The 18,242-nt window shown below is 70.0% G+C and carries 28 protein-coding genes; 24 read left to right on the top strand and 4 right to left on the bottom strand.

Annotated features, from left to right (window positions below):
• The first annotated feature begins 85 nt into the window (after nt 1-85).
• The 3 genes from ACGFXC_RS10550 (at nt 86) to ACGFXC_RS10540 (ending at nt 2,303) form a co-directional block, all read left to right on the top strand.
• Nucleotides 86-1,480, top strand: coding sequence for a pyridoxal phosphate-dependent decarboxylase family protein (locus ACGFXC_RS10550; RefSeq protein WP_393711504.1), 1,395 nt, complete (start codon nt 86-88; stop codon nt 1,478-1,480).
• Complete coding sequence (locus ACGFXC_RS10545; RefSeq protein ID WP_393711502.1) at nt 1,477-1,932, top strand: HD domain-containing protein; 456 nt, start codon at nt 1,477-1,479, stop codon at nt 1,930-1,932. Before ACGFXC_RS10550 ends, ACGFXC_RS10545 begins: the two co-directional genes overlap by 4 nt.
• Before the next feature lie 176 nt (nt 1,933-2,108).
• Complete coding sequence (locus ACGFXC_RS10540) at nt 2,109-2,303, top strand: hypothetical protein (RefSeq protein ID WP_079426944.1); 195 nt, start codon at nt 2,109-2,111, stop codon at nt 2,301-2,303.
• Nucleotides 2,304-2,749: 446 nt separating this feature from the next.
• On the opposite strand, the gene ACGFXC_RS10535 is transcribed toward ACGFXC_RS10540, so the two are convergent.
• Together ACGFXC_RS10535 and ACGFXC_RS10530 are read right to left on the bottom strand one after the other, a co-directional pair.
• Nucleotides 2,750-2,950, bottom strand: a complete 201-nt coding sequence (locus ACGFXC_RS10535; RefSeq protein ID WP_393711500.1) for a dehydrogenase — start codon at nt 2,948-2,950, stop codon at nt 2,750-2,752.
• A 453-nt stretch (nt 2,951-3,403) separates the two neighbouring features.
• Nucleotides 3,404-3,655 carry a hypothetical protein gene (locus ACGFXC_RS10530; protein ID WP_393711498.1) on the bottom strand — a complete coding sequence of 84 codons (252 nt, stop codon included), beginning with the start codon at nt 3,653-3,655 and terminating at the stop codon, nt 3,404-3,406.
• Nucleotides 3,656-4,231: 576 nt separating this feature from the next.
• On the opposite strand from ACGFXC_RS10530, the gene ACGFXC_RS10525 reads away from it, so the two are divergent.
• The 5 genes from ACGFXC_RS10525 to ACGFXC_RS10505 all read left to right on the top strand — a co-directional run bounded on the left by ACGFXC_RS10525 (nt 4,232) and on the right by ACGFXC_RS10505 (nt 7,240).
• The gene (locus ACGFXC_RS10525) at nt 4,232-4,600 is read left to right on the top strand and encodes a hypothetical protein (RefSeq protein WP_393711496.1); all 369 of its coding nucleotides are present in this window, start codon (nt 4,232-4,234) and stop codon (nt 4,598-4,600) included.
• Nucleotides 4,597-5,475 carry a hypothetical protein gene (locus tag ACGFXC_RS10520; RefSeq protein WP_393711494.1) on the top strand — a complete coding sequence of 293 codons (879 nt, stop codon included), beginning with the start codon at nt 4,597-4,599 and terminating at the stop codon, nt 5,473-5,475. The genes ACGFXC_RS10525 and ACGFXC_RS10520 overlap by 4 nt, the downstream gene beginning before the upstream one ends.
• A 61-nt stretch (nt 5,476-5,536) precedes the next feature.
• Nucleotides 5,537-6,079, top strand: a complete 543-nt coding sequence (locus ACGFXC_RS10515; RefSeq protein ID WP_393711492.1) for a hypothetical protein — start codon at nt 5,537-5,539, stop codon at nt 6,077-6,079.
• Between the two features lie 55 nt (nt 6,080-6,134).
• Nucleotides 6,135-6,596 carry a hypothetical protein gene (locus tag ACGFXC_RS10510; protein ID WP_393711490.1) on the top strand — a complete coding sequence of 154 codons (462 nt, stop codon included), beginning with the start codon at nt 6,135-6,137 and terminating at the stop codon, nt 6,594-6,596.
• Complete coding sequence (locus ACGFXC_RS10505; protein WP_393711488.1) at nt 6,593-7,240, top strand: hypothetical protein; 648 nt, start codon at nt 6,593-6,595, stop codon at nt 7,238-7,240. The genes ACGFXC_RS10510 and ACGFXC_RS10505 overlap by 4 nt, the downstream gene beginning before the upstream one ends.
• A gap of 301 nt (nt 7,241-7,541) precedes the next feature.
• Here the strand turns inward: ACGFXC_RS10505 and ACGFXC_RS10500 are convergent, their stop codons facing one another.
• Nucleotides 7,542-7,766: a hypothetical protein gene (locus ACGFXC_RS10500; RefSeq protein WP_393711486.1), complete on the bottom strand. Its 225-nt coding sequence runs from the start codon at nt 7,764-7,766 to the stop codon at nt 7,542-7,544.
• Between the two features lie 119 nt (nt 7,767-7,885).
• On the opposite strand from ACGFXC_RS10500, the gene ACGFXC_RS10495 reads away from it, so the two are divergent.
• The 4 genes from ACGFXC_RS10495 (at nt 7,886) to ACGFXC_RS10480 (ending at nt 9,892) form a co-directional block, all read left to right on the top strand.
• Nucleotides 7,886-8,239, top strand: a complete 354-nt coding sequence (locus tag ACGFXC_RS10495; RefSeq protein WP_393711484.1) for a hypothetical protein — start codon at nt 7,886-7,888, stop codon at nt 8,237-8,239.
• A gap of 75 nt (nt 8,240-8,314) precedes the next feature.
• On the top strand, nt 8,315-8,692 hold the full coding sequence (locus tag ACGFXC_RS10490; RefSeq protein WP_393711482.1) for a hypothetical protein: 378 nt from the start codon (nt 8,315-8,317) through the stop codon (nt 8,690-8,692).
• 292 nt (nt 8,693-8,984) lie between these two features.
• Nucleotides 8,985-9,551: an SAM-dependent methyltransferase gene (locus ACGFXC_RS10485; RefSeq protein ID WP_393711480.1), complete on the top strand. Its 567-nt coding sequence runs from the start codon at nt 8,985-8,987 to the stop codon at nt 9,549-9,551.
• 20 nt (nt 9,552-9,571) lie between these two features.
• Complete coding sequence (locus ACGFXC_RS10480; protein WP_393711478.1) at nt 9,572-9,892, top strand: HNH endonuclease; 321 nt, start codon at nt 9,572-9,574, stop codon at nt 9,890-9,892.
• 212 nt (nt 9,893-10,104) lie between these two features.
• Here ACGFXC_RS10480 and ACGFXC_RS10475 read toward each other — a convergent pair whose 3' ends face one another.
• Nucleotides 10,105-10,320: a hypothetical protein gene (locus ACGFXC_RS10475; protein WP_393711476.1), complete on the bottom strand. Its 216-nt coding sequence runs from the start codon at nt 10,318-10,320 to the stop codon at nt 10,105-10,107.
• 57 nt (nt 10,321-10,377) lie between these two features.
• On the opposite strand from ACGFXC_RS10475, the gene ACGFXC_RS10470 reads away from it, so the two are divergent.
• From ACGFXC_RS10470 to ACGFXC_RS10415, 12 genes are all read left to right on the top strand, one after another.
• On the top strand, nt 10,378-10,749 hold the full coding sequence (locus tag ACGFXC_RS10470; RefSeq protein WP_393711474.1) for a P27 family phage terminase small subunit: 372 nt from the start codon (nt 10,378-10,380) through the stop codon (nt 10,747-10,749).
• The gene (locus ACGFXC_RS10465; RefSeq protein WP_393711472.1) at nt 10,749-10,916 is read left to right on the top strand and encodes a hypothetical protein; all 168 of its coding nucleotides are present in this window, start codon (nt 10,749-10,751) and stop codon (nt 10,914-10,916) included. Before ACGFXC_RS10470 ends, ACGFXC_RS10465 begins: the two co-directional genes overlap by 1 nt.
• A gap of 313 nt (nt 10,917-11,229) precedes the next feature.
• Nucleotides 11,230-12,555 (top strand): terminase, encoded by a 1,326-nt coding sequence (locus ACGFXC_RS10460; RefSeq protein WP_393711470.1) that lies wholly within the window; start codon nt 11,230-11,232, stop codon nt 12,553-12,555.
• A gap of 2 nt (nt 12,556-12,557) precedes the next feature.
• Nucleotides 12,558-13,937, top strand: coding sequence for a phage portal protein (locus ACGFXC_RS10455; protein WP_393711468.1), 1,380 nt, complete (start codon nt 12,558-12,560; stop codon nt 13,935-13,937).
• Nucleotides 13,937-14,707, top strand: coding sequence for a hypothetical protein (locus ACGFXC_RS10450; protein ID WP_393711466.1), 771 nt, complete (start codon nt 13,937-13,939; stop codon nt 14,705-14,707). The genes ACGFXC_RS10455 and ACGFXC_RS10450 overlap by 1 nt, the downstream gene beginning before the upstream one ends.
• 54 nt (nt 14,708-14,761) lie before the next feature.
• Nucleotides 14,762-15,292 (top strand): hypothetical protein, encoded by a 531-nt coding sequence (locus ACGFXC_RS10445; protein WP_393711464.1) that lies wholly within the window; start codon nt 14,762-14,764, stop codon nt 15,290-15,292.
• 34 nt (nt 15,293-15,326) lie between these two features.
• Nucleotides 15,327-16,325: a phage major capsid protein gene (locus ACGFXC_RS10440; protein WP_393711462.1), complete on the top strand. Its 999-nt coding sequence runs from the start codon at nt 15,327-15,329 to the stop codon at nt 16,323-16,325.
• Nucleotides 16,326-16,330: 5 nt separating this feature from the next.
• Complete coding sequence (locus ACGFXC_RS10435; RefSeq protein ID WP_393711460.1) at nt 16,331-17,011, top strand: hypothetical protein; 681 nt, start codon at nt 16,331-16,333, stop codon at nt 17,009-17,011.
• Nucleotides 17,008-17,190 (top strand): hypothetical protein, encoded by a 183-nt coding sequence (locus ACGFXC_RS10430; protein ID WP_393711458.1) that lies wholly within the window; start codon nt 17,008-17,010, stop codon nt 17,188-17,190. Before ACGFXC_RS10435 ends, ACGFXC_RS10430 begins: the two co-directional genes overlap by 4 nt.
• The gene (locus tag ACGFXC_RS10425; protein ID WP_393711456.1) at nt 17,187-17,534 is read left to right on the top strand and encodes a hypothetical protein; all 348 of its coding nucleotides are present in this window, start codon (nt 17,187-17,189) and stop codon (nt 17,532-17,534) included. The genes ACGFXC_RS10430 and ACGFXC_RS10425 overlap by 4 nt, the downstream gene beginning before the upstream one ends.
• Before the next feature lie 2 nt (nt 17,535-17,536).
• A complete protein-coding gene (locus tag ACGFXC_RS10420) occupies nt 17,537-17,815 on the top strand; it encodes a hypothetical protein (RefSeq protein ID WP_393711454.1) in 279 nt (92 codons plus the stop codon).
• The gene (locus ACGFXC_RS10415; RefSeq protein ID WP_393711452.1) at nt 17,815-18,222 is read left to right on the top strand and encodes a hypothetical protein; all 408 of its coding nucleotides are present in this window, start codon (nt 17,815-17,817) and stop codon (nt 18,220-18,222) included. The genes ACGFXC_RS10420 and ACGFXC_RS10415 overlap by 1 nt, the downstream gene beginning before the upstream one ends.
• Nucleotides 18,223-18,242 lie beyond the last annotated feature (20 nt).

The raw sequence follows: 18,242 nt of genomic DNA, 5'->3' as shown, positions 1-18,242 counted from the left end.
CGGCCCGGGGCCGGACTCGCACCCCGGGCCACTTCGTGGTGATTGGCCCGCCCGCACCGCTCCCGCCCCGGGCTACCGTCCGCGCATGGACGCACCGCTCGCCGCCGACCTCGCCGCTCTCCCCGCTCTCCTCGACGCCACCCGCCGCGCCGCCGCCGACGCCCTCGCCGCCCTGGACGCGCGGCCCGTCGTACCGGCCCCCGCCGACGCCGCGCCGCCCGCCCCCGAACCGCTGCCCGAGCACGGCACCGGCACAGAAGCGGCCCTGGCGGCCTTCCAGAGCCGCTGGGCGCCCCGGTTCTCGGCCTCCGCGGGCCCCCGCTACCTGGGCTTCGTCACCGGCGGCGCCACCCCCGCCGCCCTCGCGGGGGACTGGCTCACCGCCGCCCACGACCAGAACTCCAACTCCGCCTTCGACGGCGCGGGCCAGCACCTGGAGCGCGAGACCACCGGCTGGCTGCGCGGCCTCTTCGGCCTCTCCGACGCCCACACCGGCACCTTCGTCAGCGGCGCCACGATGTCCAACACCGTCGGGCTCGCCATCGCCCGCGAGTGGCTCGGCGAGCGCCTCGGCGTCTCCCCGGCCGAGGACGGCGCGGCCGCCCTCGGCCCCGTCCGCGTCCTGTCCGGCGCCCCGCACTCCTCCATCGCCAAGGCCCTGTCCGTCCTCGGCCTCGGACGCCGCTCCCTCGTCCGGGTGCCCACCCTCCCCGGCCGGGAGGCCGTCGACCCCGCCGCCCTCGACCGGGCCCTGGCCGACACCCCGGGCCCGGCCGTCGTCGTCGCCAACGCCGGCACCGTCAACACCGTCGACTTCGACGACCTGCCCGCCCTCGCCGCCCTCAGGGAGCGCCACTCCTTCTGGCTGCACACCGACGCCGCCTTCGGGGCCTTCGCCGCGCTCTCCCCGGACCACGCCCACCTCACCGCCGGACTCGACGCCTCGGACTCCGTCTGCGTCGACCTGCACAAGTGGCTGAACGTCCCCTACGACAGCGCCGTCCAGTTCACCCGCCGCCGTGACCTCCAGGCCCGCATCTTCGCCAACGCCGCCGCCTACCTGGGACCCCTGGGCCCCGAGCCCGACCTGGTCCACCTGACCCCCGAGAACTCCCACCGGCTGCGGGCCCTGGCCGCCTGGTTCACGCTGCGCGCGTACGGCCGCGCCGGATACCGGGAGATCGTCGAACGCGACGTGGACTGCGCCCGCGCCCTCGGCGCGGAACTGGAGCGCGACCCGCTCCTGCGCCTGCTCGCCCCCGTCCGCCTCAACGTCGTCTGCTTCACCCTCGCCGCCGACCCCACCCCCGAACGCCTGGCCGCCCTGCGCGAAGCCGCGGGAGCCGAGGTCTTCGTCACCCCCACCGTGTACGGGGGAACCCCCGCCCTGCGCGCCGCGTTCTCCAACTGGCGCACCACGCGCGCGGATGTGAGCCGGGCCGCCGGGGCCCTGCGCACGGCAGCGAAGGGGATCGCATGACGGAGCAGCCGCTCACCCTCCAGGAGGTCGAGGCCCTCGCCCGCCGGGCGCACGAGGGCCAGACCGACAAGGCCGGCCGGCCCTACGCCGAGCACCTCGCGGCCGTGGCCGAGGGCGTCCGCCTGCTCGGCGGCACCCCGGCGCAGCAGGCGGCGGGCTGGCTCCACGACTCCGTCGAGGACGAGGCGCTGAGCCCGGGCGAACTGGCTTCCCTGGCCGTCCCCGAGGAGGTCAAGGCCATGGTGCTGGCCCTGACCAAGCGCCCCGGGGAAGCGCTGGAGGAGTACGCCGCCCGCATCCTGGCCACGCCCGGCGCGCCCCTCGTCAAGGAAGCCGACCTCGCGCACAACGCCGACCCCGTACGCCTGTCCGCGCTGGACGCCCCCACCCGCGAACGGCTGACCGCGAAGTACGCGTACGTCCGCTCCCTGCTCGGCGTCACCGCCCCCTGACCCGTACCTCTTGCCCGAAATATGCCAAGTAAGTGTGTGCTTGGCGGGAAAGAACCGATGGCGATTCGTCACGGGACGGATAGCCGGGGCCCGTTGGTGGGAGGATGGTGCGTGTAGGGGTGTGCAGGGCCGCACGCCCCGGGCCGGCCAGGGGACGACCGAAGGTGTGATCAGTAGTGGCCATTTCGCTGTCAGTCGTGGTTCTGTTGGCGATCATCCTGGTGATCCTGATCCGCGGCAAGCACATGAAGGCCGGTCCCGCGATCGTCGCGGTCCTCTTCGGTTTCTTCCTGGCGTCCAGCTCCATCGCCCCGGACGTCAACCGCTTCCTGAACTCCCTGGCGGACACCATCGCGGGCATCAAGCTCTGACCCCGGCCCGGGCGGAGCGACCTCCTGCCAGTCGGTGACGGGCTTGGTGCGGAACATCCCCCGGTAGACCCGGCGGGTCAGCACGACGGCTCCCTCCCCGTACTCGTGCAACTCCCCGAAGGCCTCCTCCGCGGACTCGTGGACGAACTTCCGCCCCTTGGCGTTGCGGATGACCCATTCCCTGTCGCCGCTGACGGCGAGCGCCATGCCTGCGCTCATGCGAGACCCCCTGACCGATGGCTGCCGATCGTACGGCCCGGCCCGCGCGGGCCCCGGGACAGGCAAGGCACGCACCAGGCCGGCCGGAGGGGATCTCCCGCGACCTGGCCCCGAGCTGCCAGGCCCCTGACCCGCACCCGAGCCGAGCGGCCACCGCGGTTCACCGTGATTCCCCACCACGCGCCGTCCGGTCGGGCACACGAGGGGGAGGCGGGAAGGCGCGGATGTCAGCGGAACATCCCGGGCATCGGGCACGCCTCCAGCGTCTCGTGCGGCCGGTCGGCCCAGTTCCACCAGACATGCGGCGTCGGGCACTTCCACACACCTCGGCAGACCCGCTCGCCGTCGTCCTCCCGCCGGCAGAGCACGAATCCGCCGAACTTCATGGCTTGGCCGCACTCCGGGCAGGTCGGCACATTGCTGGTCATGCCGAGGACCTCAACGGCGCCGCGTTGCCCTGGCGCGCCCCAGCCGTTCGCTCCGCGTCCACAGCTGCACCCTCTCTCTTTTCCGCCGGGCGACCATCAGCGAGGAACTCGTAAACGGTCCGTACTCGAACCGGCTCTGCCGGTTGCCGTGCTTCTCCAGGGCCTGGAAGTCGTGGCGGAAGGCCGACCGATTCCGCAGGGCAAGGGGCCCCGGGAACGGCGAAGGGCCAGGTCGAGGAGATGTCCTCGGCCTGGCCCTTTTCGCTTCAGAGCGGGTGACGGGAATCGAACCCGCGTAGCTAGTTTGGAAGACAAATCCTGTCCCCAAAAGCTACGGCCCGCTTGCAGAAGAAGACGGCTTTGTGAGAAATAGTCCGTTATTCCCGAATCGGGATTTCCGGCCCTCTCTCACTGCGACGCTGGATTACTGGAACGATCTGGAACGACTGAGGGTCAGCGCGACGGCTGTACCGGCGGGGCGGGGCGGAGCCAGTCCGAGGGGACGTCGCCCTTGATGAAGCGCTCCAGCAGCGAGTCGACCAGGACGGAGAGGTTCAAGCCGACCTCACGCGCCTTCTTCTCTCCTGTCTCGGCCCGGTACTTCGAGACGTAGACGTTGCGGGTGACCTTGTCGTGTTCGACGCCGGCGGGTCGGCCTGGTCGTCGGCGGGGCGTCTGGTCGACGTCGTTCTGCTGAGCGCGCATGTGGGGCTCTCCTTGTGCACGGAAGGAGGGGCCGCCAGGGGGATCGCGATCTCCCGGCGGGTGGGTCTGAGTATCTTTGCGAAAAGAAAAGCAGAACGCAAGTAGGCATCACCGGAGAGTGAAGAGAGCAGGTACATGACAACTTTGTCATGTACTTATCAACCTCTCTTCCTGGCCTCTCAGCTCTCACAAGTCGAAAAGTGGTCCCCAAGGACCCCAATGGGCCTGCAAATCTCACATGCTGAGACGATTCAAGACAAAAGGCCAGGTCAGCGCGTTGTGTCTCCGAGGGGGCGAAAAGGTCCCCACATGGTCCCCAGTGGTCCCCAAGGTCCCCAATGGAGGGGGTCAGTCTCACAATGTGAGATGTAGCCCACCCCACCGGCCGCCGTGACTTCCAAGGTCAACTACACATACACCCCTTTGAGCGAGGGAGTTACTCCCTCGATTCACCCGTACGCTCTGTGGCGAATCGTGACATATCACCTTAGAATCGTAGGTAGACAGCTAATCGGACAGGTCGGCTGTCACACACGCTGTGATGCGTGGTCAAGGATGCGAGCAGAGGGAGACGCCATGCAGGACGAGCTGCACGCCGATGAGCGGGTGACGGTCCGGCTCATGTCGGTACCGTCGACCGGAAAGCGGACCGCCCGCGACGGGTCGCAATGGGGGTACCCCTGCGAAGCCTGCTGCCGCTTCACGGCAGAGGGCGAGGCGATCACCTACGTACGGGGTAGCTGGTACCACACGAGGTGCGCCCGCCCCGCCATCGAGTCCGGTGACCCCCGGGACGCGTGGCTCACCCTGGGGTCCCAGCTCGAAAAGTACCCAAGTCGCTTCAGGGCCGCTGACATCCGCGCCATCGTGGGCAACCTGATGGTGCTGGCCAGCCTGAACAGGGCGATGCCCGCCGGCGTGCTCGTAGGTCCCCCGGTCCGATGACCGACGCCGTTACCGACGCCGCGCAACAGGTCGCCGCAGACAAGGGCAAGGTCCTCGAAGACCGCCTCGCCGGTCTGCGCAAGACCGCCGACCGACCGAGTCCCGCGCTTCCCCTGGCCAAGCAGACGTTCGGCCTCGCGAACGCGCTGGAAGACCTCTTCCTCTCCGCCGACTCGCAGTCGGACCGCAGCAGGCAGCGCGCCATCGGCCCCAGCGAGGTCGGCGACGACTGTGCCCGTCGGCTTCGGTACAAGGTCATCGGCACCCCGCCCGTACGGCAGGACCAGGACAGCTGGGCCGCCATCCTCGGAACCTCCGCCCACCTCTGGATCGCCGAGGTCTTCCGCCAGCGGAACCGCACCCTGGGGCGCGAGCGCTACTTGATCGAGCACCGGGTGACCGTGCGGCCGGGGATGACCGGGCAGGTCGACCTGTACGACAAGGCCACCGCCACCGCGTACGACTGGAAGCTGGTCGGGCCCGAGACCCTTCGCAGCTACGGCACCCAGGGCCCGCCGAACCGCTACCTGGTCCAGGGCCAGCTCTACGGGCGCGGCCTGCAGAACGAAGGCCTGGAGGTACGCAAGATCGCGATCGTCGTCCTGCCGCGCGCCGCGAAGATCCGCGACAAGGCCCAGATCTGGTCCTACGCACCCGACCAGGACGTTGTCGACGCGTCCCTCGCCCGTCTCGACGAGATCGCCGGCCTGCCCGCCGGAACACCTATGGACGTCATCCCCGCGACCGCCCAGTCCGAATGCCGCTGGTGCCCCTGGTTCGACCCGGGCCACGCGGTCGAGGCCGACGAGCGGGGATGCCGAGGCGGGCATTTCGCCCGCCGCAGGAAAGACACCTGCGAAGACCTGATTGCCTGAAGGGCGGCCCCCAGAGCCGCAGAGCGGGCGTGCGTTGAAAACGAGAAATGAGGAAATGCGAATGAACGAATACGGCCAGAATGTGGACCTCGGGAATGCCGACGACTTCCTTATGGAAGGCGGTGTCGGCTCGGCCAAGTTCCTGAACGTCGGCGACGACATCAGTGGAACGATCTCCGAGAAGCCATTCGTCCAGCAGCAGCGCGACTTCGACACCGAGAAGCCCGCCTTCTGGGACGACGGCACCCCGAAGAAGCAGGTCGTCGTGACTCTGCAGACGGACCTGCGCGACCCTGCCGACCCGGACGACGACGGACGCCGCCGCCTGTACCTGCGCGCCAACATGAAGAAGGCCGTGCAGCAGGCCGTCAAGGCGGCCGGCGCGAAGGGCCTGGCCGAGGGCGGCACGCTCTCTGTCCGCTACACCGGCGACGGTCCCAAGACCAACCCGAAGTACAACGCTCCGAAGCTGTACGAGGCGAAGTACACGCCGCCGGCCGCGCCCGTGGTGTCCGTCGACGACGCACCCACGGGCAAGCACCCGCAGTACGGGCAGCCGCGCATCGCGGCCGGCGCCGCCTACCCCGCCGAAGCCCCCTTCTAGTCCGTCTCGGTGGGTGTCGGTGGTACCGACACCCACCTTCCCGAAAGGCACCATCATGGATATCACCGACGACGGATTCCTCAGCGGGCTGCAGGAGATCGACGAGTCTGGGTTGGAGTTCTGGGACGCAAATAAACTCTGCTGCGAACTCGGAGATATGGCGTGGGAGGAATTCGTCCCTGCGGTCTATAGGGCCATGGCAGTCATCCGGACGGTGTGGGGAGCGCATGACACGATCGCGGACAGGCAGATCACTCTGCACCCGGTGAAGGCCGTGACCGGGGGTCTCGTGGAGAACTACCGGCTGACGCGCCTCGGCGCCTATCTGGTCGTGATGAACTGCGACTCGCGACGCCCTCCCGTCGCCAAGATGCAGATGTACTTCGCTCGGAAGACGAGCGCGACGGATTGGCTGGAGGAGCGCGCCCAACGGGACAGGATCAACCCGGAAGCCGTCGAAGAGTTCCTCGGCGAGGAGAGCATGGCGGAGCAGCTTAAGCGGGTGTTCGGGAAGTGACCGACGATGCAACGCTCGCGTGCACCGCCTGCAGCCGGCGGTCCGCCGTCCCCCGCGTACTGTGCTGGCCCTGCGTCGACAGGGCCCGCCGGTACCTGGCAGAGCTGCCGGTCCTTCATGACGCCCTGGCCGTCGCCCTGGTCCCCGGGTCGGGTGAGCAGCAGCGGGTCAGCGGCAGCCGCGAGGCACCCTTGCCGTGCGTGCTGGACGTGCTCAGCCTGCGCGGGCCCGGCGGGATGGCTGACATCCTCACCGAGTGGCTGGAGGCCGTACACGAAGCCCGCGAACTGGGCCGGCCACGGTGGCGCGGCCGGGACCGCGTCCGCGAGGTGTGCCAGCGGCTGGATGACCACATGTCCTGGATCGCGCTCGACTTCGCGGCCGGCGCTGCCGACCTCCTCGCCGAGCTGAAGACCCTGTCGACAGCCGCCCGCTCGCTGGCCTTCCCCGAGCGGGCCCGCGTACCTCTCGGCGTGTGTCCTCTGGACGCCGAGGGCGGGCAGCCGTGCGGCGGGTCCCTGCAGGGCAGCCTGACGTCCGGGACGGTCCGCTGCAGTACCTGCAGGACCGTCTGGCCCCCGACCCATCTGCTGCTGCTGGGCCGGATGCTCGGCGACATCCCGGTCGTCGCGAAGGCCGCCTGATGCCTCGCCGGACCTGCAGGTCGTCGGGGGGCGACAGGCTCGTCACCAGCGACCTGGCCGCCATCGCCGCCGGAGTCAGCCGAGAGGTGATCCGGCAGTGGGTCCGGCGTGGTCACCTCACCCGGCGCGGGTACGAGGCCCGGATGCTGGTCGTCTCCGCCGCCGAGGTCGCCGATATCGTCGAAGCCCGGATCCGCGGCCAACCTCTACCGCTGGTCCGTCAGCCGGACGATGTGCCGACGGTATCCTGATACGAAGAAGGCCCGCCCCCACTGCTCGGGGGCGGGCCTCGCTCATTCGGTTAGCTGATCGCGGTCACCAGGATCATCTTCGCGTCCCAGTCGACGTCCAGCGTCGCCGTGCGGCCCATGATGGGCTCCAGGACCAGGTTCGGGTTGACCGGGTCAACCGCACCGACCGGGCCGGTCTCGGCCAGGGCGCCGATCTCCATCAGGACCATGGTGCCCTCGGGGTCGAAGGCGATCAGCGCCTTTACCGAGTCTTCCAGGTAGACGGTCCAGTTCATGTGTCCCTCTCTGTGGCGGGGTCTCTCCCTGCTCACGTAGTGATCATAGCACTTGGGTGCAAGGGTATACAACTCAAGTCGTATTCCAAAGTCGTACGACATGGGCTACTGTGTGGGGCATGGAGACCACCGGAACCCCCGTCGAAGACCTCATGCCGAAGACCCTGGAGGAGTTCGCCGCCGCGAGCGGGCAGACCCTCGCGCAGCTCGCGCGGCGCGGCATCACCGAGCAGACCTTCGGTGACTACATGGAGCTGCTGCGCGCCCGCGCCATGAAGGAGCGCTACGCGAAGCTGGAGGACCGGCTGATCGTCAAGCTCAACTCCACCGGCATCCTGGGTATCCAGGCCGAGATGGCACGCGCCCTCACGATGAGTGTGTCGGGCCTGCGCAAGCGGATCGCCAACACCGAAGCCCGCGACGCCGAGATGCTCGCCCGCCACCGGGCGCGGAAGGAACAGGCCGCCGCCTGACCCCTCCTTGACCCACACGGCCCCCACGCTCGCGTCATCCGAGCGCGGGGGCCTTCGTCATGGTGCGATGGACCCATGGAGACAGACGACGTAACTCCCGCTCAGATCGACCCCGCCATCCGCGAGATGCTCCGTACGACGATCCTGCCCGACGGCCGGACCGCCGAGGACTGGTGCCTGGACGTACGGCGTGACGGTCTCGCCCTGGTCTGGTGGCGCGAGGGCAAGGATGCCCTGGAGGCGTACAAGGACCGCGTCGGCGCAGACACGCACGCCGCGCGCTGGGTCGAGAAGAAGGCCGAGGAGTGCGCGATCATCGCCGCCTGGACCACACCCCATCTGCTGATCGACCGGGGCGAGGGCGTGCGCCCCAGGTGGCATGCGCTCATTCAGACCTGGGACGTCGACACCGCCATCATGGCGTACGAGAAGCAGCAGGCCGCCGAGGGGTGACAGTCGGTCAATCACCCATATGCCCGTATTGCGCAGAAGATCATGCCGTGTCACACTTGACCCGTGTTCGGCATGCCTACCGCGGCGACCCGCGGAAAGGGCATGCCGGACCCCTGAGAGGCGCCCCACCGTGGGCGCCTTTTCCGTACGCCGGCATCCCCTCCTGTTGATCGCATCCGGTGGGCAGGGGGTGCTGGCCATGGGAAGAGTCGATGTCCGATACCTGCCCCTCGTTGGAGTACGGGTACTCGATCTGTTCTGCTGCCAAGGGGGTGGATCCCTCGGGTACGCCATGGCGGGACTCGAACCCGTCGGTGTCGACCGCGCACCGCAACCGCACTACCCGTTCGACTTCCATCAGGGCGACGCGCTGGGATACGCCGCCCTGTACGGACGCAGCTTCGACCTGATCCACGCCTCGCCCCCGTGCCAGCGCTACACCCGAGCCCAGAAGATCCGGGCCCGTGACCACCCCGACCTGATCGCCCCCACCCGCGAACTGCTCGTCAGCCTGGGCGTCCCCTACGTCATCGAGAACGTGATCGGCGCCCCGCTCCGCGACCCGGTCCTGCTGTGCGGCTCGATGTTCGGCCTCGGGACCTACCGCCACCGGATCTTCGAGTCGAGCTTCCCGATCCAAGCCCCGCGCCACCCGTCGCACACCCGCCCCACGGCGAAGATGGGGCGGCGCCCGGCACCGGGTCAGAACATGCACGTCGTCGGCAACTTCATCGGGGTCGACGCGGGCAGGCTGGCCATGGGCATGCACTGGGCAACCCGCGAAGGCCTGCGCGAGGCGATCCCGCCCGCGTACACGAGACACATCGGGTCCGCGTTCCTGCTGCACCGGGCGCCCTGAGTCTGTGGGAGGTGATGCCCATGGCCACCCCCTGGCGTACAGCGCCGCTGCCCGCCGACTGGGCCACCGACATCAGGCCGCCCATCTTGGAGCGCGACGGACACCAGTGCACCTGGACCCGCGCCGACGGGACACGCTGCACCGAGACCACCCAGCTCGAAGTCGACCACCTCGGCGACCCGGACGACCACCGTCCCCACATGCTGCGCACGCTATGCCGTCACCACCACAGACGGCGTACCGCGATCCAGGCCAACGAAGCCCAAGGCCCGCGCCCCTCGCGCGCCCGGCCGGCCGAGCAACACCCCGGGCTGCGACGGCTCGACCGTCCGCCCTTCTAGACGACCCGCCTGTCCGCTGCCGTGGTGACCAGCAGGACGGACGGGTCCAGGCTCCGGCCTCGCACACCCTGATCTCAGTGCGCGAGGCCGGACCGCCCACCATCACGGAGGGTCACCCTCCCTGGGGGTGACCCCGCCCCGCCCCCCCTTCTTTTTGAACGGGGCGGCATAGCCATCGAATCTGACTGCACCGCCTCGACCCCGCCCTGGGGTCAGCGGGGCGCAACCTCCTCGGGCCAGCGCTTCATCCGCTTGAGCTGTCCTGCCGGCAGGTGCCGGTACACGGCCAGCGTGCCGTTCACGTTGGACAGCACCACATAGGTCAGGCCCTGGTGGTCGATGACATCGGGGTCGCCGCTCGGCTGGGCAACGAGACCGTCGCTGTGACGGAAGTACGCGGACAGGGCTCGCGATTCGAGTGTGCTCATGTTCTCAACCTCACCTCATGAAGGTGAGGTTCTCAATCACGCAAAGGGGTGATGACCATGAGCGATCTGCCAGTGCCCAAGGCACCGTCCAAGCTGGGCCCCGCGGGGCGCCGGCTGTGGTCCTCGGTCGTCCCTGCCTACCACCTGCGCCCCGATGAGCTGCGTGTCCTGGAGGACGCCTGCCGGTGCGCCGACATGGTCGAGCAGCTGGAGAAGCTGATGGAGGGGGACGACCTGATGGTCTACAACTCCCAGGGCGCGAAGCTCCACCCGGCCGTCGACACGCTGCGCCGGTACCGGGCGACGATGGGCACGCTGCTGCGTCAGCTGTCCCTGCCCGACGTCGGCACCGCCGTGTCCGCGGCCGAGTCGGAGCGCAAGCGCGCCGCCGCCCGCGCCCGCTGGGACCGGGTAGCGAAGAGCAGCTGATGCCGTACCGGGTCGTCAAGCGCGGCGAGAAGTGGTGCGTCGTGAAGAAGGACGACGGCACGACGCTGGCCTGCCACGACACCCAGGACCTGGCGGACGCGCAGATCCGCGCGGTGATGGCGCACGAGATGGATGACAAGATCCGCGCCGGAGCGAAGAAGGCGTGACCACGATGCTGGACGTCCCGCTCACCCTGGGTGCGGACGGTATCCCGCATGGGTGGCCGCAGGACCACGGCATCCTCACCCTCGGCCCGGACGTGCTGGGCTGGGGCGAAGCGATGCTGGCCCAGCCCGACGGCGTCGGCGCGGGTGGCCCGTGGCAGTGGACCGACACCCAGGCCCGGCTGATCTGCTGGTGGTATGCGGTGCTGCCCGGAGGGGGGTGGCTCTACCGGCGTGGGCAGATCGTGATGCCGAAAGGCTCGGGAAAAGTCCGCTCGCAGCAGCGATCAGCTGCTGCGAACTCGCCGGTCCGGTGGTGTACGACGGCACCGACGCGCACGGCCTCGCGGTCGGCCGGCCGCACCCGAGTCCGCACGTGCAGCTCGCGGCCTGCTCGCTCGATCAGACCGAGAACACCATGACGCTGGTGCTGTCGATGCTCCGCGAGGGCGCGGCCGCCCGCGAGATCGACGGCCTGGACCTCGGCATCACCCGCGTCCGCACCCGCAACGGGAAGCTGGAGCCGGTGACGGCCAGCGCCCCCAGTCGCGAGGGGCAGCGGACCACCGCGGCGATCCTGGACGAGCCCCACCTGGCCGTCGCCGCCAACGGCGGGATCCGGATGGCGGCGACGATCCGCCGCAACCTCGGCAAGACCGGCGGCCGGTCCCTGGAGACGACTAACTGCTGGAGGCCCGGCGAGGACTCGGTGGCCGAGCAGACGTCCCTGTACGCCGACAAGCTCGCCGAGGCCGGCGTGACCGACGCGGGTCTGCTGCGCTTCCACCCGAAGGCCGTGGTCAAGGACCTCGCCGACGAGCCGAAGCTGCGGGCCGCGCTGAAGGAGCTGTACCGCGACGCGCCGTGGATCGACATCACGCGCATCGTGGACGAGGTCTACGACCTGGGCACACACCCCGCCGACGCCCGCCGGTTCTACCTAAACGAAGTGTCCGTGGCCGAGGACTCCCTGGTCGCGCCCGCCGACTGGGACGACTGCGCCACGTCGGACCGCCTCGCCGAAGGCGACACCATCGTCCTCGGCTTCGACGGATCGCTGCGGCAGGACGCCACGGCCCTGGTCGCGATCCGCGTGGAGGACCGCCTGGTCCAGCCCCTCGGTGTCTGGGAGAAGCCGGACGGGCCGCAGGGCGAGGGATGGGAGGTCGACCGCCAGGCCGTCGCCGACATGGTCGACCACGCGGACGGGCTCTACAACGTGGTGGGCTTCTACGCCGACGTGGAGCACTGGGCGAGCTACATCGACACCTGGTCGCAGACCTTCGGCGACCGGCTGCTGGTGCAGGCCTCGCCCGGGTCGGCGGTCGGCTGGGACATGCGCGGTCGGCTCCAGCAGTCGACCCGCCGCTGCGAAGCCCTGGTCGAAGCCATCGCGGCAGGCCAGATCCTCCACACCGCCGACGCCACCCTGCGTCGGCACGTCCTGAACGCACGGCGCCGGCCGAACCGGTACGGCGTCTCCTTCGGCAAGCAGCACCGAAGCAGCGACCGCAAGGTGGACGCCTTCGCAGCCATGTTGCTGGCCGACATGTGCCGCGCCGACCTGCTGGCCTCGCCCGCCTGGACCCGCAACGGAAGCCGCACCGGCAAGCGCGCTGGCCGTGTCGTCGGATGGAGCTGACCGTGGACAACCCCAACGACGTGGTCGAGATGGCGCGGAGGCTGATCGAGGCCCGCGACGCGGAGAAGCGCCGGCTGGACCCGATCTACCACGCGCTCCACGACATCGGCCGCGGCCTGTACGTCCCGAAGAAGGTCACCTCGGAGTACCGCGACCTGATCGACCAGTCCAAGTTCAACGCGCTTCCCCTGGTCGTCGCCTCCGTCGCCCAGGGCCTGTACGTGGACGGCTACCGCCAGTCCGACGCGACCGACATGTCCTCGGCGTGGAAGACGGTGTGGCAGCCCAACCGCATGGACGCGCGCCAGAACTCCCTGTACCGGGCGGCCGTGACCTACGGCCTGTCGTACGCGCTGGTCCTGCCCGGCGTGGCCGGCGCGGTCCCGGCGCCACGCATCACCCCTCTCTCCCCCCGTACGTGCACCGCTCTGTACGCCGACGCGTTCGAAGACGAGTGGCCGGTGGCCGCGCTGATCGTGTGCGCCGGTGGGGACGCGAAGCTGGTGGACGACGAGTTCGTGCACCACCTGTGTCTCGGCGAAGGCGGACGGTCCCCCCAGCTGGGGGTGTCGGAACGCCACGACCTCGGCGTCTGCCCCATCGTGCGGATCAGCGACTCCAACGACCTGGACGACGGGCCGGTCGGGAAGATCCAGCCCCTGCTGCGGGTGCAGCGGCAGGTCGACCAGACCACCTATGCGCTGTTGATGGCGCAGCAGTACAGCGCGTTCCGGCAGCGCTGGGTCACCGGCATGACCATCGAAGAAGACGTCCACGGCACCCCGCGCGAACCCTTCAACATCCGGGTCGACGGGCTGCTGCACGCCGAGTCCACCGACACGAAGTTCGGCGAGTTCGGGCAGACGGACTTGAACGGCTACCTGGACTCCCGGGACCGGGCCCTGCTGCACATGGCGGCGGTCGCCCGGATCCCCCCGCACAACCTGCTGATCGGCGGGTCGGTGTCCAACATCTCCGCCGAGGCCCTGGCCGCCCTCTCCGACGCGCACCAGATGGACCTCGCCGAGCACAAGTCGACCTTCGGCGAGGGCCTGGAGCAGATGCTGCGCCTGGGCTGTCTCGCTATCGGTGACACCGAGGGCTGGAACGACACCGCCTCGCAGGTCATCTGGCGCGACACCCAGCCGCGGTCCCTCGCCCAGGTCGCCGACGCCCTTGGCAAGCTGGTGCAGGGCCTCGGAATCCCCGGGCCCGCGCTTTGGGATCGGGTTCCCGGCGTCACCCAGCAGGACATCGAACGCTGGCAGGCGATGGCCGACGACCAGGACGCGCTCGGTGCGCTGACCCAGATGCTCGCCCCCGCGCCCGCTCCGGCCGCGCCTACTGCGGTGGCAGCACCCGTACCGCCGATGGCTGCCTGATGGCCAACGCCGCGGCCGACCTGCTCACCCGCGAACACCGCGAGCAGGCCCTGCGCGTCGCCGGTCTGATCGGGCGCCGGCTGCGGATCCTCGCACTCGGCGCCGACGTCGGCGACATCGACGGGTGGTGGGGTCGTGTCGGTACGCAGATGCAGCAGGAAGTCGCGGTCGCCCAGGACGCGCTGGCCGCCCTTGCTCGCCGCTACCTGATCGCGCACGCCGCCGCCAACGGCATCAAGCTGAACCCGGTCGTGATCGCCCGCGCCAATCCGCAGCAGCTCGCCAACGCCCTGCGCGTGGTCGGCCCGGTCGCCTTCAAGCAGCACATGGCCAAGACCGGTGACGTGACCGGCGCGCGGCGCGCGATGGCTGAGCGACTCGGCGGGGCCGGTCAGCGGCTGTCCATGGAGGGCAGCCGCAACACAGTCCTGGAGACCGTCCGGCAGCGTCCGCAGCAGATCGCCGGCTGGCGGCGGGTCACCTCCGGATCGCCGTGCGCGTTCTGCTCAATGGTGGCCTCCCGCGGAGCTGCCTACGGGTCCGAAGCCCGTGCCCACTTCGCCGCCCACGACAACGACCGATGCTCCGTTTCCGCCGTATACCGGCGCGAACCAGAACCACCCGAGGTGCAGCGGCTCGAAGCCGCATGGCGTGAAGCAACGAGAGGCGAGTCCGGAAAGGACGCGCTGAACGCCTTCCGCCGTCACCTGCGGGGCGAGGACAAGGCGACCGCGCCGTCCTCGGCCAGCGCCCCCTCGGGCGCCGAGTAACCGTCAGGCCGCACGGCCGGCGCGACCATCCGATCCCGCACGGGAGACACATCCATGTCCACACCTGCCCCCGAAGCGCCCGCGCTCGACCCCGCGCCGGCCGTCGACCCCGCCACCGATCCCGCCGCCGAGACCGGGCAGCAGCCCGAGCCCGAAGGCGGAACCGACTGGAAGGCCCAGGCCCGCAAGTGGGAGGCCCGAGCCAAGGAGCACGCCGCCGCGGCCAAGCAGCTGAAGGCCCTGGAGGACGCGCAGAAGACCGACCAGCAGCGGCTGGCCGACCAGCTGAAGGCCGCCCAGGACGCCGCCGCCGAGGCCGAGTCCGCTCGGATCGCCGCCGAGGTCGAGCTGCTGCGCGGGAAGGTCGCCGCCTCCAAGGGGCTCACCCCCCAGCAGGCCACGTTCCTCCAGGGCGCCAGTGAGGACGACCTGAAGCGGTCCGCGGACGCGCTGAAGGAGGCCTTCGGCGCCCCGTCGACCTCGGCGAAGAAGCCGGTCGCGAACCTCCAGCCCGGCGCCCTCGCGCCCGGAGCGGACCAGGTCACGGACATGAACGCGTGGATGCGCCGACCGCGCATCGACTAGCCCATCCCCCCGTATGTGAAAGGACGGATACGTCATGGGATTCACCGACGTCGAACACTCCAACCCCGACCTTCTGCCGATCGAATGGTCGCAGCAGGTCATCAAGAACGTGGCGCAGACCTCGGCCGTGATGGCGCTCTCCCAGCGCCGGACGATGTCGACCCGCCAGGCCCGCATGCCCGCGACCGCCGCGCTGGCCGGCGCGTACTGGGTCGGCAACTCGGCCAATGACTTCACGGACCTGAAGCAGACGACCAGTGCCGAGTGGACCGGGAAGAACCTGATCGTGGAGGAGCTGGCCGCCCTGGTCGTCATCCCCGACGCCTACGCCCAGGACTCGGGCTTCCCGATCTGGGACGAGGTCCAGCCGCAGGTGGTGGAAGCCCTGGGCCGTGCCCTGGACGCCGCCGTCCTGTTCGGCGTGAACAAGCCCGCGACCTGGCCGGCCGCCATCTTCGACGGCGCGACCGCAGCCACCCAGACCACCGCCGCATCCGCGACCGAGGACCTGGCCAAGACGGCCGCGAAGTCCGCACAGAAGCTCGTACAGCGCGGCTACACGACCAACGGTTTCGCCGCCACCCCCGGCATCGGGTGGGAGCTGGTCGGCATGCGCAACTCGCAGGGCGCCCCGATCTACCAGACCGACCTGGCCGGAGCGATCAACACCGGCCTGTACGGCTTCCCGATGCGCGAGGTCACGAACGGCAGCTGGGACCCGGCGAAGGCGCTCATGATCCACGGCGACTGGTCCAAGTCGCTGCTGGGCATCCGCCAGGACATCACGTTCACCCAGCACCCGTCCGGCGTCATCTCCGACGCGACCGGCAAGGTCGTGGCCAACGCCATGCAGATGGACAGCACGATCTGGCGAGCGGTGATGCGCATCGCGTGGACGGCCGCCGAGGTCGCGACCCGACTCGGCCCCAACCCGGACACGGCCACCGGCAAGTACCCCTTCGCCGCCGTCACCCCGGCCGTCACGCCGCCGTCCGACACCCCGGCGCCGGCCCCCGCGGCTGCCGCGAAGTAGTCCGCGTGTACCCGCCGCAGCCGCTGCCCCCGCTGGCGCGGCCCTTCGACCTGGCCGACCGGCTCGGGCGGTCCCTCACACCCGAGGAGATGGCGCGGTCCAGCGCGGTGCTGGCCGACGCGTCCGCGCTGGTCAGGTCCTACACACGGCAGGAGTTCACGTTCCAGCCGCAGGCAGTGACGATTCAGCGGCCGGTCGGCAACCTGCTGCGGCTTCCCCAGACGCCCGTCCACGCGGTGTGGGCGGTGCACATGCGCACCGGCTGGCCCTCCCCGATCATCAGCGACGGCCAACCGGCCCCGGCCATGCCGTGCATGTTGATGCCGCCGCATACCTGGTCCTTCGACGGTGTCGACACCGTCGCGCTGTGGATCCACGGCGGGTGGCTGAACGCGCCCGAGTCGTGGACGGACCCGGACTGGGACCGCGAGACCAGCACGTACACCGTCACCTACGCGTACGGGTACGAGACGGTGCCGCCCGATGTGATGGCCACGGTCTGCGGGATGGCGCTGCGGGTGCTCCTCGCCCCGTCGATGGCCGCGGGCATGCTGTCGGAGCGCATCGGTAACTACTCCTACCAGCAGGCTGCTGGTGGGGGAGCGGCCGTCACGCTCACCCAGGCCGACCGGGACGCCCTCGCGGTCTACCGGCGCAAGGCCACCACCATCCAGGCACGGCAGTGACCGACCCGGAGAAGATCACCCGCGCCGTGTGGCTCCGCATCGGGGACGCACCCGAGCGGCGCATGGGCACGGTCAGCGGCCGGTCCGTCGAAGGCTTCGAGCGGTCCCTGTCCGCATTCCTGCGGGCCCTGGCCGACGAGGTGGACCAGGGCCACGTGATCCGGGCACGGTCGTCATGAGCGACCAGGTACCCGAACACCTGCTGCCTCAGCAGGTCGTCCAGGTCCGGCCGGCGCGGGTCACCGACGCCTACGGATCCGAGACCTGGGATTACGAGGGCGGCGCTACCCGCACGCCGATCACCGGCTGGATCCAGCAGGACTCCCGCGCCCGCGCCGCCGCCGACGGCCGCGACCAGCAGACCGAGGGATGGCTGCTGATCACCAACCACCAGGACACCGGTCCGCTCGACCAGTACGAGTGGCAGGGCCTCACGTTCGAGACGAACGGGCCCCCGAACCCGGTGTTCACCCCCCGCGGCCTCCATCACCGTGAGGTCGCTCTAGTGATCTACACGGGGTGACCATGCCCAGGACCATCAGCTTCCGTCCCGACAAGGACGGGATGCGGAAGATCCTCACCTCCGAGGACGTCCGTAAGGACCTGCTGCGGCGGGCCGAGAAGATCGCCGACCGGGTCCGCCACACCACCGACACCGGCGTCTTCTCCCGCGCACCGGGCGGCATAATCGCCGACTCCTACACGGGCAGGGAACGCGCCGGCGCGACCGTCATCGGCGTCCCCCTCGCCTACGAAGCAGATCACCGCCCGCTCGGCGCGGCCGTCGATGCGGCCCGCGACTGATGGCCTGGCCCGACGCGGTACTGCTGCTGACCTCTTACCTGCGACCGCTGGTGGCACCGATCCCGGTCGTCTCCCGCGTACCGCAGGACTCCACCCCTCGGCCGCCGTTGGTCCAGCTGCGGCTGGTCGGCGGGGCCGCGCTCCCCCCGGTCCGCGACCGGGCCCGCGTGGACGTCTTCACCTGGCACACCGGGGAACCCGAAGCCCTCGCGCTGATGATGCAGGTCCGGACCCGGCTCTGGGCCCTGGCCGGCACGTCGCTGCTGGGCGGCACCCCCTGCTACCAGGTCGGCGAGTTCACCGGCCCCCGTCTCCTGGACGACTCCCCCTCGGGCACGTCGCGTGCCTGGATGACCGTCGAGTTCGACCTGCGGGCCGACTCCGCGATCCAACCCACACCCCGCTAGACCTCCCGAAAGGGGACATA

It is taken from the genome of Streptomyces sp. NPDC048507, from assembly GCF_043199995.1.
Lineage (GTDB): Bacteria > Actinomycetota > Actinomycetes > Streptomycetales > Streptomycetaceae > Streptomyces.
This window is presented reverse-complemented; position numbering and strand designations above follow the sequence as displayed.